Annotated in this window: 11 protein-coding genes; 4 read left to right on the top strand and 7 right to left on the bottom strand. The window is 45.3% G+C overall.

All coding sequences use genetic code 11. The annotated features are described in order from the left end of the window. The 3 genes from QZ176_RS07565 to QZ176_RS07555 form a co-directional block, all read left to right on the top strand. The coding region (locus tag QZ176_RS07565) for a hypothetical protein (RefSeq protein WP_295152491.1) at positions 1 to 339 on the top strand (339 nt) is incomplete at its 5' end. 479 nt (positions 340 to 818) lie between these two features. Then, positions 819 to 992: a hypothetical protein gene (locus QZ176_RS07560; protein WP_295152489.1), complete on the top strand. Its 174-nt coding sequence runs from the start codon at positions 819 to 821 to the stop codon at positions 990 to 992. Between the two features lie 143 nt (positions 993 to 1,135). Further along, positions 1,136 to 2,065, top strand: a complete 930-nt coding sequence (locus QZ176_RS07555) for a ribose-phosphate pyrophosphokinase (protein WP_005873085.1) — start codon at positions 1,136 to 1,138, stop codon at positions 2,063 to 2,065. Between the two features lie 803 nt (positions 2,066 to 2,868). On the opposite strand, the gene QZ176_RS07550 is transcribed toward QZ176_RS07555, so the two are convergent. Continuing rightward, positions 2,869 to 3,387, bottom strand: a complete 519-nt coding sequence (locus tag QZ176_RS07550; RefSeq protein ID WP_295152486.1) for a hypothetical protein — start codon at positions 3,385 to 3,387, stop codon at positions 2,869 to 2,871. 304 nt (positions 3,388 to 3,691) lie between these two features. Between QZ176_RS07550 and QZ176_RS07545 the strand changes: the two genes are divergently transcribed. Further along, complete coding sequence (locus QZ176_RS07545; RefSeq protein WP_295152484.1) at positions 3,692 to 4,435, top strand: hypothetical protein; 744 nt, start codon at positions 3,692 to 3,694, stop codon at positions 4,433 to 4,435. A gap of 212 nt (positions 4,436 to 4,647) precedes the next feature. Here QZ176_RS07545 and QZ176_RS07540 read toward each other — a convergent pair whose 3' ends face one another. The 6 genes from QZ176_RS07540 to QZ176_RS07515 all read right to left on the bottom strand — a co-directional run bounded on the left by QZ176_RS07540 (position 4,648) and on the right by QZ176_RS07515 (position 16,991). Then, a complete protein-coding gene (locus QZ176_RS07540; protein ID WP_365951719.1) occupies positions 4,648 to 5,292 on the bottom strand; it encodes a DUF6882 domain-containing protein in 645 nt (214 codons plus the stop codon). Between the two features lie 662 nt (positions 5,293 to 5,954). Beyond that, positions 5,955 to 7,751: a translation elongation factor 4 gene (gene lepA / locus QZ176_RS07535; RefSeq protein ID WP_295152480.1), complete on the bottom strand. Its 1,797-nt coding sequence runs from the start codon at positions 7,749 to 7,751 to the stop codon at positions 5,955 to 5,957. A gap of 689 nt (positions 7,752 to 8,440) precedes the next feature. Further along, positions 8,441 to 14,551, bottom strand: coding sequence for a hypothetical protein (locus QZ176_RS07530; RefSeq protein WP_295152478.1), 6,111 nt, complete (start codon positions 14,549 to 14,551; stop codon positions 8,441 to 8,443). A gap of 284 nt (positions 14,552 to 14,835) precedes the next feature. Then, positions 14,836 to 15,378: a ribosome-associated translation inhibitor RaiA gene (gene raiA / locus QZ176_RS07525; RefSeq protein ID WP_177388896.1), complete on the bottom strand. Its 543-nt coding sequence runs from the start codon at positions 15,376 to 15,378 to the stop codon at positions 14,836 to 14,838. A 15-nt stretch (positions 15,379 to 15,393) separates the two neighbouring features. After that, complete coding sequence (locus tag QZ176_RS07520) at positions 15,394 to 15,927, bottom strand: hypothetical protein (protein ID WP_295152476.1); 534 nt, start codon at positions 15,925 to 15,927, stop codon at positions 15,394 to 15,396. Continuing rightward, positions 15,927 to 16,991, bottom strand: coding sequence for a type II secretion system protein (locus tag QZ176_RS07515; RefSeq protein ID WP_295152474.1), 1,065 nt, complete (start codon positions 16,989 to 16,991; stop codon positions 15,927 to 15,929). Before QZ176_RS07515 ends, QZ176_RS07520 begins: the two co-directional genes overlap by 1 nt. Between the last annotated feature and the right edge of the window lie 8 nt (positions 16,992 to 16,999).

Below are 16,999 nucleotides of genomic sequence, written 5' to 3'. Positions count from 1 at the left end.
GCGCAAGCCGCAAAATTGCAAACGGATGCGGGAAGAAATTCCGAGCAGCAAAATTCGAAAAATTCTACGACGCAAAATTCTGCGCAGCGAAATTCCGCGACGAATTCCAAGCTGCAAAATTCCAAAATTTCTACAGGAAATGGCGACGGAGAGAAGGACGATCTGTTAAGATCCACCGATCCGCAAAACTATGCCGCAAAGTCTCGCGACACGAGTAAGAGCGTGCGCGCCGCTAAGGCAGGTCTTGCCGAGCTCGCAAACGGCGCGCAGGATGGCAAGGAAATTTTGATCTCCGAGATAAATAGGCTATTCGGCGAGCCCACCAAAATCACAGAATAGCACTCGCTGTGGATTAAATTTATCTCCGTGCGATTTTAAAATTTAAACGTGCAAAAGCAATTCCGAAATTTACACGGCGAAGCAAGCCTGCACGATTTTAAAATTTAAACGGCAAAGGTAGTATCCAAATTTACGCGGCGAATGGAGCTTACCCGATAAATTTTAAAATTTCGCGGCGCACAATCAAGCTCTAGAGGGCCAACTTTTAAATTTGATCGCCAAAGCGAGCTTTAAATTTTCGCCAAAGCAAAACGCATTTTAAATTTAACCGCCCAAGAAATCTAAAATTTATGCGCCGCGACAGTCTAAATTTAGCACGCCGAAGCATTCGCGCAGTCTGTCCCGCGCAAGCTCAAATCTAAATTTACGCGCAATCTCCGCAGCTTTAAAAGATAAAATTCTGCCCGTCTGTTATAGAAAATATAAAATTCCGTGCTAATCGGCGCCCCGCCCTCTGCGATACGGTTTTAGCCGTACCCATGACTGATGCGCTCCCTCAGACTTTCATAAAACTTTTCAATACGGTTTTAGCCGCATCCGTCGTGCAACTACCGGCACAAAAAACGCGGGCTCCGATGATCCGCGCGCGTATCGGCTACAATCCAAAGCCAAATTTCACCCTAGTAAGACTGCGGCAAGCCGAGCCGCCCTGAAATTTTAAAGAATTTATCTCGCAAACGTGCGGCGGTCCGCGATGTTCGCTTATAAATTTTACGCGGGTGCGGCGGGCGAATTAGCTAAAATTTAGCGCTTTTGGTGTAGAATTCGAGCAAATTTCAATCCAAAGGTCATCAAAATGCGCGGATATAAAATTTTCTCCGGCACCGCAAATCCCGAATTTGCCAAAAAAATCTCCAAATATCTCTCGCTGCCGCTTAGCGAGTGCGCGATCAAAACCTTCAGCGACGGCGAAATCAGCGTCCAGATCGGTGAGAGCGTGCGCGGCAAGGACGTCTTCGTCATCCAGCCTACCTGCGCGCCCGCAAACTCCAATCTGATGGAGCTTTTGATCCTGACAGATGCGCTGAAGCGCTCCAGCGCGAACTCGATCACGGCGGTCGTGCCCTACTTCGGCTACGCTCGCCAAGACCGCAAGGCAGCCCCGCGCGTGCCGATCAGCGCGAAGCTCGTGGCAAATATGATGCAGACGGCGGGGATCGACCGCGTCGTCACGATGGATCTGCACGCGGGGCAGATACAGGGCTTTTTCGACGTGCCCGTCGATAACCTCTACGGCTCGCTGATATTTTTGGACTACCTAAAAGAGAAAAATTTAAAAAATCCGATCATCGCCAGCCCCGATGTGGGCGGCGTCGCGCGCGCCAGAAGCTTTGCCAAAAAGCTCTCGCTCGATCTGGTGATCGTCGATAAGCGCCGCGAGGAGGCGAACAAAAGCGAGGTGATGAACATCATCGGCGACGTCGCAGGCAAGGATGTGATCCTAATCGACGATATGATCGATACCGCGGGCACCATCGTCAAGGCCGCGGGTGCGTTTAAGGAACAGGGCGCGAAGAGCGTCAGCGCGTTTTGCACGCACGCCGTGCTAAGCGGCCCGGCATACGAGCGCATCGAAAGCGGCGCACTGGACGGCCTAGTCGTGACCGACACGATCCCGCTAAAGCAGGAAAGCGACCGCATCAAGGTAATCAGCGTCGCTCCGCTCTTCGGCGAGGTCATAAGGCGCGTATATCACGACGAGAGCGTAAATAGCTTATTCAAATAAAATTTTAAAATTTAAAGCGTTGTGCGGTTTGTTTTAGACAGCCGCGGGAATGCGAACAATAGGCGTCTTATAATAAAAGATCGCGGCTCAGCCTAAGTCAAGCGCTTACGCCTGCGAGCTCTAAATTTACGGCGTTTGAGCTCACTACCGATTTGACTATTATGGATTTAACTGCGACGCGAAATTTAGCTTCTACGCGGCAAATTTAACTTCTGCGTGGCATTTACTCCGCGCGGCGGAAAATTTAACTGCAACCGCAAAGCAAATTTGCCGCACCAACCGCTGCAAGTCGCATTTTAATCCGCCGTATTAACTCCGCTAGACTGCGTTTTAAATTTGCCGTAAAATTTTCTGCATATTTGATGAGATCGCGCAGCGCCGCTACGCTTTAAATTTATGATAATTTGCCGCGCATTCGCTATCTGTCCGTGCAGCTGCGCTTCTGCAAAACTCGCATCCGCTAAATCATGCAAACCGCGTTTTTAAATTTCGCCGCGAAATCCGTAGCACGCGCCGGCAAGAATACACCCGCCGATCACATTTAAATTTAGTGCCGAAATTCTTTATATTTTAGAGTATTGTAAGACTCAAAATGCCGTGCTTATCGAGTGTTCGCCGCTTCATTGGCGAGAAGCTATCGATATGTCGGTATCCCTCAAGCAATCCGCTTCTTCAAATTTTACCGCTCAAGCTCGCAGCGATTTTTTTAAATTCCGCGATTTAAAAGCTCGCGAGACGTCAAAAAATCATTTATGATTTAGCCAAATGCGGCATCAACGCGTGCGTTGCGCCCAAGCTGGCCGCTAAAATTTCTTTATGATCTCCATTAAACGCTTAACCATGGCCGCGATCGCGTCATTTTCATAGCTATCGTCTGTATTTTGCAACGCTATGGTTTTCATATTGCCGAAAAATCCTGGATCGTAAAACTCAAACTCATCCTGCGTGTAGTTTCTTAGCACTTGGTCGCCTCTTATGATTTGAATCTGATAAGCAACGTCTATACCACCGATTCTATCGCTAGGAAACGGAGTAGCTTCGCCCGTAAAGCCCCTGTGGTGCTTTATTGTAATTTTAAGCTCATCGGTAGAGTTTTGATCCAGCAGGTTCGCCTCTTTTAACGCCGCTAAAAGCTGCTCGTTGTACTTTTTCTCGACCGCTTCCGGCGATTGATAGACAAATTTTTTCGGATTATGGTTCTGGATGTGGTAGTAGGTAATGCCCTTGAATTTATACGCGCTTGCGATCGGTACTTTCGGCTGAGACTGCCCACAACCGATAAAAAATAGCGCCGCAAAAAGCAAAGCAAAAATTTTTTTCATTTTTTCTCCTTTAAAATTTTGTGCGATTATACAAAAACGGGGTTTAGCCCGGGCTAAATTTACGATCTTTCGGCGCCGCTGCGCGTTTAAATTTTGATAAATTTGAGCGAAAGCGCAAATTTTAAGCGTAGTTAGACGGCTAAATTTCAAATCCTTTAAATTTGCAGCCCATTTAAATTTTAAAGCCTCTTCAAATTTAAAATTTAATCCGAATTTGATCTGAAATTTTATAAAATTTCACCGTTTTAAAAGGGCTTTGAAAGCGCGCGCAAGCTGTTTTGCAAGCCCGAAAGAAAGGAAGCCGATGCCTACTTTTACTACCAAAGACTACAAAGCCGCCCTTCGCAGCCGCAGCGCACGAACCACAAGCGCAGGCGGATTTAGCGTCAAAAACGACAACTCCTTCATCGTGATCTTCGTCATTGCGATGATGGTCTTTATATTTTTTTACGGCGTGTCGGCCGGGCTTGATTTAGATGAAATTTTTTTAGGCGACGGTCACGGACGCGGCGGAGGCGGGATTTTAGGACTTTTGATCGCAGGCGTAGCTTGGTATCAAGGACGCGACGGCGGCGGGCTGTTTAAATTTAGCGACCATGCGATCACCTTCGTTTCAAACGAGCGCAAGAGCGAAATTTTGCTCTTTAACATCGACTACGTTAGGCTCACTCCAGGCTTTTTGCGCACCTGCACCGGCTACACGGCGCTTAGCCACTCCCGCTACGTAAAACACGAGCGACTCTTTAAATTTGGGATCGGATCGATGATCGTGCTATGGCTAGTGGGTATCGCCATGAGTGAGCGCGTGGGAATGGCATTCGTGATCATGGTCGCGGGCGTCGTGATCTTTTTCTTCGCCAAGGCGCTCTCGTCGTGGCGGCTAAACGGCGACTTTCACGACATCTTGCTGCGCGACACCGTGCTGATCCGTGGTAAGGATCTGAACGACCGCGTGTTGTGGTTTGCGATTACGCCCGGTCGCAACGACCGCCGCAGGCTACGCGCCTATTTCAAAGAGCATCTTGATTTCGACATCGACGGCGGCTGATTTTGATTTAAAATTTAGAGATTTGGCGTAAATTTAGCGGCAGAATTTTGCAACGTAAAATTTTAAGAGGAATTTCACTCGAGGGAATTTTTCGATCTAAATTTTACCGAGCAAAATTCTAAGACTGAAAATTTTAAGATATAAAATTTACGAAGCAGAATTTCACAACGTAAATTTCAAAGCCGCAAATGCATGCCGCAATATTTGCGGCTCTATACGGCGAACTCCACCTCGCTTAGCCGCCCCGAATTATCAAACAAAAAGAGCGCGTCATTTTTAAAATTTGCTACGATTTTGCCCGCCGCTTCGCTAAATTTCGTGCCGTTTCTAAGCAAAAGCGCCCCCGATAAAACGGCGTGATTTAGCTGAAATGCGCCTATGTAATCGCGCGCCAAAGAGATAAGCTCGCTTGCGTCCATACCGGGCTTGATCGTACCATCTGGCGTCACGCACTCGCCTGCCGCGAATGCCACAAACACCGCTCCGCCGGCGTGCGGGCAGCGGTAGTAACATAACGGCTCCTGCGATAATCCGCACGCGATCGCGCTTAGAGCATGCCCGTTTATCTCCGCACTTAGTGCAAGCCTAGGCGTACTAAGCTCCGCTAGCCCGTGCCGTAAGCCAAAATCGCGCACATCTCGCGCAAGGGCAAGTGGCCGCTCATTGAGGCGGTTTATGTTCTCGTACCCCCACAGCCACGTGCGGCTGCCACTTGCTTCGCTGCCGATATACCAAATGGTGCGCGGCGCATCATCGCCGAAGAGGGTCTCACCACGCTCAAAATCCACAGAGCGGCGCCTGCCCTTTACGATCAGCTTCAGCCCGCCTCTTGCACCCTTGCGCCGCAACCCAAACATGCCGAAAACAGATCAGTAAAGCTATTCCTATCCACGCCTAAGCGGTCTAAAAATTTCATTTTTCTCCTTTTTTTACGTCGATAAATTTAGCGCTTTTGCTGGATTTATCGGCGTGCCCTATTATGCGCCGCGCACGCCGTTTTGTTATAAAACACTCGCACTATGGAATTTCATGCGGCGCGCAGGAAAATTTAATCAAATTTTTCAAAACCGCGGCAGGTGAAATTTCATAGCGGACGCCGTCGGAATAGAATTGACGGGTACGGCGGGTGCAGCTGCAGGAGATGATGAACGCGACTACAATAGTCGGCGAACGGCAAAAATTTAAACCGCTCGCGGAATTTTAAATTTTAAAGATGAAATTTTAGCCTAACGGCAAGCGGCAGAATTCTACGATCGAGTAGTGAATGCTAGAGCCTAAAGCGGCGCAAAACGGGCGCGTAGAAGCGAATGTATCAGCTCGGACGGCGAGCGATAGAGCTTAAACGCCGTGCAGTTATAAAATTTAAATCGTCTCTTAAGATCGTGATTTAAAGACGAAATTTCATACCGAACGACGAGCCACTAAATTTAAACGCCCGAACGATCGCCAAAATTTAAAATCAAATTTTACGGCCGCACGGCAAAAGCTAAAATTTAGATCGCCCGCTCAAGTATAAAATTTAATCGATCTTCAGCACGCTCAAAAACGCCTCGCTCGGCAGATTTACCCTGCCGATCGCCTTCATGCGCTTCTTGCCCTCTTTTTGCTTTTCTAGCAGCTTGCGCTTGCGCGTGATGTCGCCGCCGTAGCATTTGGCCGTCACGTTTTTGCCCATTGCGCGGACATTTTCACGAGCGATGATCTTGTTGCCGATGCTTGCCTGGATCGCGACCTCAAAAAGCTGCCGCGGCACGATCTCCTTCATCGCTTTGACGAGGTCGCGCCCCTTGGATTCGGCCTTTGAAGCGGGCACGATGATCGAGAGCGCATCGACCGCTTCGCCGGCGACGCGGATGTCGAGCTTTACGAGATCGCCGCGCCTGTAATCGATCGGCTCGTAATCAAAGCTCGCATAGCCCTTGGTGCAGGACTTGAGCTTGTCGTAAAAGTCCATTATGATCTCGTTTGTGGGCACGTCGTATTCGAGCAGGACGCGCTCAGGCGTGATGTAATCCATCTTGGTTTGGATGCCGCGGCGTAAATTTAAAAGGCTGATGAGATTGCCTAAAAACTCGCTCGGGGTGATGATGGTCGCTCTGACGTAGGGCTCCTCGATGCGCTCGATGAAATTTGGCGCGGGAAGCTCGCTGGGGCTATGTATCCGCACGCACGAGCCGTCCGTAAGATACACGGCGTATGTGACGGTCGGCGCCGTAGCGATGAGATCGAGATCAAACTCGCGCTCGAGCCGCTCCTTGACGACCTCCATATGCAGCAGCCCCAAAAACCCGACGCGAAAGCCGAACCCTAGCGCGAGCGACGTTTCAGGCTCGTAGCTAAGCGAGCTATCGTTTAGGCTGAGCTTGTCCAAGGCGTCGCGCAGATCTTCAAATTTATCGGTCTGCACGGGATAGATGCCCGCAAACACGAAGGGCTTGGCCTTTTCAAATCCGCCCACGGGCGCAGCGGCGCGATTTTTAAAAAGCGTGATCGTATCGCCCACCTGCACGTCGGCGACGTTTTTTAGCCCCATTACTACGATCCCCACTTCGCCGCTGCTAAGCTCGCGGGTTTTTGCGGGCGTGAGCGGGTTGGGATACATTAGATCAAGCACCTCGTGGCGGTTCTCGCTACCCATGATATAGACCTCGTCGCCCTTTTTCAGCACGCCGTCGTAGAGCCTCGCGAGCGCGAGCGCGCCTAGGTAGTTATCGAACCAGCTGTCGTAGATGAGCGCCTTAAGCGGCGCAGCGTCGTCCGTTTTGGGCGCGGGGATGCGAGTGATTATCGCCGCTAAAAGCTCCTTGATGCCCACGCCCGTTTTGGCGCTGACCTCGATCGCGCTGCTGCAATCAAGCCCGATGACATGCTCGATCTCATCTTTTACGCGCTGCGGATCGGCGGCGGGCAGATCGATTTTATTGAGCACGGGGATGATCTCGAGGTTGTGCTGCAGCGCGATATAGACGTTTGCGATGGTCTGCGCCTGCACGCCCTGGCTGGCATCCACGACGAGTATCGCCCCCTCACAGCTAGCCAGCGAACGCGAGACCTCGTAGCTAAAATCCACGTGGCCCGGAGTGTCGATCAAATTTAAAACGTATTTCTCGCCGCCAAGCTCGTACTCGAGCCGCACAGACTGCGCCTTGATCGTGATGCCGCGCTCCTTTTCGATATCCATCGTATCCATGATCTGGCTGCTCATCTGGCGCGCCTCGACGGCGTTGCACTCGCTAATCAGGCGGTCTGCGAGCGTGGATTTGCCGTGGTCAATATGTGCGATGATGCTGAAGTTTCTGATATTTTTTGTTTTCAAATGGCTTTCCCTGATGAAATTTTAAGCCGCATTGTGCCGAAATTTCATTTAAAAACGGGTAAATGAACAAATGGAATTTATGAAGCGACTTTTATACAACAGATCTAGCCGGATTGGAATTTTACTAAACTAAATTTTGAAGGATAAGGGGGAATACGAGCGGCTTTGAGTGATAGAATTTTAGTTTTATCGGCGGTGCGTTTTGCCGCGATAGAATTTTAAGATGAGAGTTGAGCGCAGATTTTACTAATGGACTGCGTCCTGGATGTGGCTGAGATCTTTTATACCTCGCTTAGTGTAGATTTTACTATTAAATTTCGCGCAATAAAAATTTACAATAAACCTTGCGTGATTACGCTACGCGAAACTCGCAATGCCGATGGCTGAGAATTTTAATAAACGGGAGGAGGATCGCCATATAAAATTTTACTTTGAAATTCTACCGCTTGGGATTAGCGCGCAATTCTATGCCGTTACGGCGCACAAATTTCAATGAGTAAAATTTTTCGCCAAGTTTTATAGTAAAATTTAACAATTTAAAATTCCAAAAAATTTTATCTCGTAAAATTTACAGACAAAAATTTGCAAAGCAAAATTCCAAAATATTTGTCGCCAGGAAAACCAAAATTTCGCTCATAAAAAAAGGCTAGCCGGGAGGCTAGCCTTTGTGCTACGAGCTTACACAGATACTACCAATCGGTCTTTTGATTGTAAATATCGCGAATGTCGCCCGTACCTAGCTTGCTAGTCGAAGTGTCGCTAGTGCTATTATCCGATGTGCTACCGCCAGCGAATGATCCTACGTCGTCTTCCGTACCGGACTTGACTTGACCCTCTCCACCCCAGACTGTAGGACTAACAGCTCTTACATTTACAGTAAGAGGATTGAAATACTGTGGCACGCCAGGGAACCTGCTAGAGTAAGCTCCAGTAGTAGGAGGTACGGTAAACATAGTATTTTGATTTCCAGCAGGAGTATGGATAAGCCATGGGTTAGTTTCAATACGTATTGTAGCCTGGCCCGGAGCAGTAGCTTGGATAGCTATATCTTCCTTACCGTAGCTTACTACATTGCCCCTGTGAACAGTTACACCAGTAGGCGTGAAGCTAGTATAAGCGCTTACAAATTCTGCTCCTATATTATTTAGGGTAGCCCTAGTATTTACTACGAACTTCGTAAAATCAGTTAGGCTAGGATCTTGAGCCGCTAGCACGGTAAATATATTCGAGCCAGGGGCTTCATAAGCAAGTTGTGCGCTAGGAGCAGGCATATTTGCGCACCTATCGGTTCTACCGCAATAGATCTGCGTATAAATAGGCACGGTTACCCCAGTTCTGGTAGTGGCTTGATACACTCTAGATCCCAGGCTCTTGTCGTATGACGTACCATAGACAAATAGTGCGTAAGTGCCTATATTATCGCTAAAATCTGTAATAGTAGTGCCGGTTTTATAAGTTTTGCTATTAGTATTAGCAGTATTTATATAAGCAGCTTTATTTGCTACGCTCATATCTGCTTTTTTAACCCCTGTTGTCTCTTCTACCTTTCTAGTAACAAAGTCATCGAAGTTCTCATGAGATAGCTTTATACCATCTATATTATATTGCTCCGAAGTTGTATCCGAGATAGCATTGTATGATTTATCAAATTTTGACGGCCAAAAATTTTCGGCGATACTAACCGTGCCATTTCCGATATTAAAGTCACTAGCGTAGATAAGCACCGGAGTGCTAGGGGTTTTATGCATCCTAGCGAAATTAAAATATACAGTTGAACCAGGGGTCTGCCCCTCTCTAAATCCTTGTGCCAAAATTCTAAAATCGCTCGACTTAGAATCGTAATTAATTCCTGTGCCGCCTTTTGGTCTATTAATAAGTCCGCCTATTAATGAAGCATCGGAGTAATAATTAAGCGCCATTCCAAGCGGTATAGGCATGCTGTAGCCAACATCGGCGGCGGAAGCAGCTTCTTCCCAACCTCCGGTAACAGTTGAGCTTAAGGTTCTTGCGTTATATGTATAGCATCTGCTATCATATCCCGTAGAACCTAGGCACTCGTTAGAATTCCTAGCGAAAAACTGTGTACCACCACGGATATTGTAGACAACGGTAGGTCTATTAGGATACGGCACGTAATTTGTATCTCCGCCGGTCCTGCTAGCGGTAGCTGTGGAGCAACGTCCGTCGGCACTATTGCTAGCGCAATCAAATCCAAAATTTAGCGCAAAATCAAGATCGCTCGAAAATCCGCACACGGCTTGAGGAGTGCCGCCAACATCCTGCTTATATCCGTCATAAAGCGTAGCGATGACATCCTTATAAACTTTGTCAGATAGATACGCCACGGCATTGACTTTAAGTTTGGCAAGCTGGCTTATCTGACGCGTTACAGCTAAATTCTGTGCGGAATTTTCGCCCGGATATACTACGACATTATTCTCAATATACGGATCATTAAAATATGTATATGCGGATGTTCCGCCGGTGATATTATTATCACCTACGCCGCTTGTTATACCATTATCAAGGCTTACGAGCGACACTCTGATACGATCCGGCTTATAGCGCAATACAATATTGTCGTTTATAGCTTTATCTTTATTGGCAGCAATTCTCATGCCTACATCGCAACCTACCATACCTTTAGCGTCCGGAGTATTGCTAGATGAATTGATAATGCATTTAGCGCTCTTCCACTTTTTAGAGTATGTCTGATCGGAATAAGCATCCGTCCACGAATTATCATAGATGTTTACGAGTACATCGCCGACATTATAGTAATTAAAAATTTTATCGGCATCTTTACCTATGGTTTCGGTATAGATAACGGCATAGCTTTTATCTTTGGCTTCCGGATCTTTTCTGGACTGGGTCATCAGATATGCACCTTGAACATGACCTTTGCTATCAAATTTCGCAACGCCTCCTGCTTCTACGATATTTCTAGCGTTAAAATTCGCCCATAAGCTTACGGCATTTTTATCCCATACTCTTCTATACGATGCGTCGAATTTTGAGCTTGTACCATTTAATACGCACGAGACATCATCGCTCTTGCCAAAAGAGCCTTTTTTGATAGCTTCCGGATCAATCTCGTATTTGCCCGTTTCGGCATTGTATTTAGCACCGGAATATTCCACTGCGGTACCGCCATAACAACCATCTTCTTTAACGCCACGTTTTAATGTAGTGGAAGCATTCTTTCTATCTACATAATAGGATTGAGTAGTGACATTAGCCGCGCATTCATTAGATATAAACGGACGCAAATAGGTTTGAATACCACGAATCTTAGTTGATATATCTTGAGTATCGTCGGAATCTGCGCCATAACTTTTACGCAGATGATAACGTTGATTGCCAAGATCGCCACCGATTTCTGCTGTGTAGTTAGGTACGCCGTTGTCACTATAGCTTCTGGCCGATATTACATGAGCCAAGATATCTGCGTTCTGCTCATAGTCACCACCCACGCGAAGTTCGGTAGGATTATAAACATCGGTACTAACGCCTTTTTTAGTTATATCGCCGCTAGCAGTGATATCTACGATCTTGCTATACTTGCCCAAATTCTTCAGTGCTTCTGTATCTACATTAAAATATGCTGGGCGAAGCACGAAGTTATCGCTACCACATATGTGGAATGAGCCGTCTTTTGACATTTTAATACCAAACTCATCGCTAGCCGTATCTATACTATTTTTAAGCTCGTCTAGCTTCTTTTGTATTTTATTTTCCCAAATATCTTTCTTTTGCTCTGCGGTTAGTTTTTTGTTGCACCAGCTAAAATCCTCACCCGTTTCACAATATCCGTATTGCTTTTTAAGCTCCCATTTCTTAAGCTCTAAATAATAAGCCTTAGGATCGCTATTATTTAAATCTTTATTTTTTATATACTGATCTAAATCAGATCTTGAGGTAGCTTGCTCGTCCGGACGATAGCTAAGCATAAACGTAAGACCCTGATACGCGTCTCCTATTTCTATATTATTTAGCTCTAAAATAGACTTGTCTTTAAAATCCACTTTCTTATCTATGGAATAAGCATCGCCATTTAGTTTAAATGGAATTTTTAAAGAGTCTGTTACGGATCGGCATGAGTAAACTGCACTATTTCCCTTATCACTATCGGCAACTTTATCTGAGGTAGTAGCAGCATTTCTTGCCCTGATGACGGATAAATACAATTTACCACTCAAATCAAATTTTTCAAGCTTTCTAGCCTCGCTACCGATATATACAAGCTTGCCCGTAAGAGGATCCCTTTTAAAGTATTTGGAATTTGCAGCCGCATCAATATACTCCTCGCATTTACCAGTTTTATCGTCATACTTCTTGCAAAATTGGCTTTCATAATCTGGTCTAAAGATAAGTTTCGCATCGAAAGGCTTATCGGAGACTTGAGTATATAGTCTATCATCGTCGTCATTTTTACTAAAATTCTTATTGACTACCTGTAAACCGCTTAAAGGTAGGATATTAACGCTTTTAGAAACCTTTGTCGCATCGCATAGCTCAAGTTCAGAGGCACTATCCATATCTATGACGACTCGCTGACCGCCGCCGATATCTATACTCATCTTGTAGCTTAATGTCACGGCAGGAGCCTGCAATATGGTTGCACCCGTATTTACGGTAGCATTAAACTCGCCGTATGCCGCCTTACCCGGTTGCATTAAACCGCCTACGGGTACAGGGCTGCCGCCAGGTTTTGGAGAAGCAATCAAATTACCCGCATCTTGACCTATATAAAATTTCAATATATTACCATCAAGCGTAGTAAACTGCCTATCTTTATAAATAGCCTTCGTAACGTTTGGAGCGCCACCTTTTATGACATCTTTCATCGTCTTATATGCACCCTTTTGACCATCGCGTAAATAGACTAGTTCATCGGCTGCCGCCGCAGGTATGGTATTTGTAGTGGTAGTGATAGGATCATTTACGACTAGCTCGTTATTTATAGTAGCGCTATCTTTGGTATAGGTAGCGCCGGCTTGACCAAAGTCGATCGATACTACTGCACCTGCAGCATCCTCGCTATTACCGCCGTTTAGTTTGTTTTCAAACTTCATTCTATAATAGATATTTTCACCCGCAACTACCGGGTTTTTGATCTGCTCTGGCTTATTGTTAGTAACCTCAGAGCCGCTATATCTGGAGCCTATAACTTTTCCGTGTTGCGGATCTTCATCTTTAGTTCTAAAGAATTTTACCCAGTTAGCGGCGTTATATACCTCATACTGATAGCACATTTGAGGAACATACAAATCGGCGGAAATAGCAATCATACTTATGAAGTTTTGATCGGCTTGACCTCCGTTGAGATCTTCATACGCCGCACCCAAAGAGATGTTTAGACTAGATTGCGCATTCTTCATCTTTGAACTGATATCGAATTCGTCCAGATCAAATCCACCTAAATAACCGGTGCCGTATGGATAGCTATACTTATAGGTGCCGTTATCATTTATAAGTAAAGCGACAGAGCCATCGTATATATTAGCGCGATCGTTAGCTAACCGTTGATTAACCCCACTGGATCCGTATAGCGAATCCATTTGTGTGGTTCCTTTGTGTTGAACTTTAAAATACTCGTCGGAGGTCATTTGTCTCTCGCCACCAAACCCTAAAAACCCTAGCTTTGCATTTACGGACCCACTTCTAGGTGTATAAAATCCACTGATGGTAGCGTTAATGTTTATAGGCGTATATCCACCGTCTTTCCAAGGGGTGACGACAAAATAATCGCCGTAAATAGTTACGTTTTTTGGTTTAAAATATTTATTTTTATATTCTATGGCCTCTGTATAAGTCATTTTTTGACCCGTTACGCTATCGTTAGATTGTAAATTATCTAGCAAAGCCCTTCTGGACGGGGCGGTTTTATCATATACTACGATTATTCCCCATCCGCCGTACGGCCCAAGACGAACGCTGTTGAACTCTCCATTGGTAAAATCTGCACCGTTTTGATCCATACCATCACTCGTTTTTACGTTTCCTACAGTAAATTCAATGCTGTCGGAATAATCTTTAAAATATTGCTTGACTAGATCGGTAATATCTTTAGTGCAGCCATATTTTAAACGCAAACGTAAGGGCTTGCGAGATTTTGCCAAAAAGTTCCAAGCAGCCGTTCCTTCGCATCTATCTCTATAAACATCTTCTATTACGCTAGCTTTACCTTTCGAGCTTTTCATTTTAAATTTCACCCGTGTATACCGCTCAGCAAAACCGGTCAATTTTTTTCCGTCTTTGCTGTTGTATTCTGCTTCGCTGTCAAAATCAGTCGTGCTGAATATATTTCCCTGCCAATAAAGTCTCGCATAGACTATATCGTTTTTAGTCACGCCCTTAGGAAGCCTCAAAACAGCTTTTGAACTATTCAAATAAAACTGTCCGTCGCCGTCATCTTTAATGTATGTGCCTTTTGCTCCCCACATGTAACCATAGCCTAAAGCAGAAGGCCAGCTTAAACTAATCACCGGCTTTCCGGTCACGGCGTAGTCTCCAAAGACGTATGTGCCCGCACCGCCGAATCTAACTATCGGCTTTTGGTTTAATTCGTCAGACCGATTTTTTATAGTGGTGAAATTATACACACCCTGATCTCCGTGCCAAGTCCAACCACTTCTGCCTGCCTTTCCGTCCAGCCAGCCATCGTCACGATACTCGTTGCTCATTGGGGTAGCAGGATTTATCTTCACGTTCGACCTAACATCATCTGCGAATACTCCCGTCGCGAAACAAAACAACAGCGCCAAAATGGGCGCAAAGCTAAAACTCTTAACTTTCATGATACTACCCTCCGGTCAATAACATAATTTTTGACTATTATTTTACATTTTTTTTGCTTAAATTTTATATGGATATGGAACAAATATAAATAAATTTTAAAGATTTCCTAAAAGAAAGATTTTATAAAATGCGATTTTGTTTATCTTGGGCTACATTAAAAATAATATAATAACAAATAAACAACAACTCTCAAACAATTAAAGTAAAGGCGCGAGAATTCCGCGCCTTAAAAATTCTAAAATTCTAAAATTCTAAAATTCTAAAATTCTAAAATTCTAAAATTCTAAAATAAGCCGAATTTACCGTCTTTACGCTTGTAAAGCACACGCATTTTAGCGTCCATATCATTAAAAACCAAAAACTGATCAGTGCTTTCTTTAAGCTTATTTAGCGCCTCATCGATCTCTAGCGGCTTATATAGATCCAGCTCGGTAGGGACGATCTCATCAACTTCATCGTTTAAATTTGGCTTATTGGCACCGACCGCATTATCTACGGCGTTTTGCTTCATCTCGTCGCGATTTTTGTGAGAATTTACCTTATCGTGGTATCTGCGAAGCACTTTTGAGGCGCGCTCGACGATGAGATCGACGGCAGCGTAGAGATCCTTATCTTTTTGGCGCACGACGATAGTGTCTTGATGCGCTAAATTTAATGAAAAATCCACTACAAAACCTTTTTTGCCTTGCTTCTCGTCGGCAGAAATTACACAACGCCCCGAGATGATGTCGAGATTATATTTTTCTAGCGTCTCAAATGCGTTTTCGACATAATTTTTAATAGCTTCCGTTAGCTCAAACTGCTTACCCACGATATTTAAATTCATCGTCTCTCCTTTACGTTATGGTTTTTGTATAGTGCGCCTGTGATACGTAATCTGCGGTCTGCCCATAACTTCTACGTTAGATCTCACTACTACGTCTACGAGCGCGGCATGGCTTAGAATTCTGCCCACACTACCATTTGCAAGTGTTTCGGACGAGCCTTGCCCAAAATTACTATAAGCGACGGTATGATTGCCGGGCGCACCCAGCTGTCTATCAAAATATCCAAATGTCACGGTGATATCAAACATCTTTTGAGCCGGATCATTTGACGGATATTCGAGCGTAATCGTATTTAACGTAGGACTGGTCGCAGCCGTAGCGCCTCCTGCCTTAAGATCGGTAGTTAGATACTGGTGCTTTTGCATAGCAAGGACGGCTAACTCCGTAGCGCTCTGCGCTAGCAGTAGCGCCTGCTCTCTGCCTTGGATATTATTGACATCGCGAGCCGTCATGGATGCTATAGATAGTGCCGTAATCGCCGTAGTTGCTACAATGATGATAAAAAATATGGCTGCTACTAGAGCAAAGCCCTTTTGCATAGTTTTCATTAGTACACCACCTGTGCTTTACAAACGTTTAGATCCAGCTCCGAAGGATCAAAATTTCTGCCATCGTCTCTCATACATAGTTTAAGCGCGACGGCACCGTTATCGTCCTTAAACCTAAACAAGCTCACGTCCTCGGCAAGCAATGCGCTACCAGTATTATTATTGTTATATGAGTGTGCATCGCCTGCAACGGTGCTCCAAGGACGATAGTTATATTTCAATACTAGATCAAAATTCTTACTCAAATTTCCCGCATTGTCTTTCGTATAAGTTACGACATTAGCGGGAACGATCGCGTAGGCGCTATGAGCTATATAGTATTGCTCAGAAAATTCCTGTGAGTTGGCATTGTTTGGATTGAACGGATATTGATTGATGGCGATAGTTTCACCTTGTATGCTACCGCTACCCGCATTACTAGGAGTACCTACGGCGATTAGCACACGATTGCTACCGTCATCTTCAACCCTTCCGTCGTAACCAAAACCTATATTTACACTAGTAGGCGAAGCATCGTTAGTAACAACCCTAAAAATAACAGCAACTTGGGTGTTAGTAGAAGGTCTATTATATGTCGTAGCCCTTAAATTTCCAACTATCCTAGCTACTTGCGGAAAATTACTACCCAAGGATACCATATTAAACGCAGCCCTAGTATCTGCGATATATCCGGCATTATTTGTATCAGCCGTCCATGTGCTATCTCGTAACTGAGACATTGACATAAAGCCGCTCCAGCCAGGATTTCTCTGATTTATATTTCTAGTCTCTACGCTTTGTCCGATCCACTCTAATATATCAAATCTCGGATTAGTAAGGTCGCTAATCGGCACAAAATCATTTACGGCAAGATCTCTGCCTATGGTAGAGCTTTTTATTCTATCCTCCAAGCGATTTGTGATTAGCATCATCGCATTTTGCGTTCTGGCTTCCAGCTGATTTACCGCACGTACATGCACGTAAGATTTATAGATCTTGGTGTATAGATCAGCGCCAAACATCGAGATGATCCCTAGCACTACGATAACAAACACAAGCTCTATAAGGGTAAAGCCTCTTTTCATCTCGCGCT

This window comes from uncultured Campylobacter sp. (genome assembly GCF_905373215.1).
Classification (GTDB): domain Bacteria; phylum Campylobacterota; class Campylobacteria; order Campylobacterales; family Campylobacteraceae; genus Campylobacter_B.
Note: the sequence above shows the minus strand (reverse complement) of the source record. Positions and strands in the feature narration are given on the sequence as shown.

Coding starts and splice junctions, on each gene's coding strand:
- QZ176_RS07560 (WP_295152489.1), top strand. CDS start 819: ATGACTGATGCGCTCCCTCAGACTTTCATAAAACTTTTCAATACGGTT.
- QZ176_RS07555 (WP_005873085.1), top strand. CDS start 1,136: ATGCGCGGATATAAAATTTTCTCCGGCACCGCAAATCCCGAATTTGCC.
- QZ176_RS07550 (WP_295152486.1), bottom strand. CDS start 3,387: ATGAAAAAAATTTTTGCTTTGCTTTTTGCGGCGCTATTTTTTATCGGT.
- QZ176_RS07545 (WP_295152484.1), top strand. CDS start 3,692: ATGCCTACTTTTACTACCAAAGACTACAAAGCCGCCCTTCGCAGCCGC.
- QZ176_RS07540 (WP_365951719.1), bottom strand. CDS start 5,292: ATGTTTGGGTTGCGGCGCAAGGGTGCAAGAGGCGGGCTGAAGCTGATC.
- QZ176_RS07530 (WP_295152478.1), bottom strand. CDS start 14,551: ATGAAAGTTAAGAGTTTTAGCTTTGCGCCCATTTTGGCGCTGTTGTTT.
- raiA (WP_177388896.1), bottom strand. CDS start 15,378: ATGAATTTAAATATCGTGGGTAAGCAGTTTGAGCTAACGGAAGCTATT.
- QZ176_RS07520 (WP_295152476.1), bottom strand. CDS start 15,927: ATGAAAACTATGCAAAAGGGCTTTGCTCTAGTAGCAGCCATATTTTTT.
- QZ176_RS07515 (WP_295152474.1), bottom strand. CDS start 16,991: ATGAAAAGAGGCTTTACCCTTATAGAGCTTGTGTTTGTTATCGTAGTG.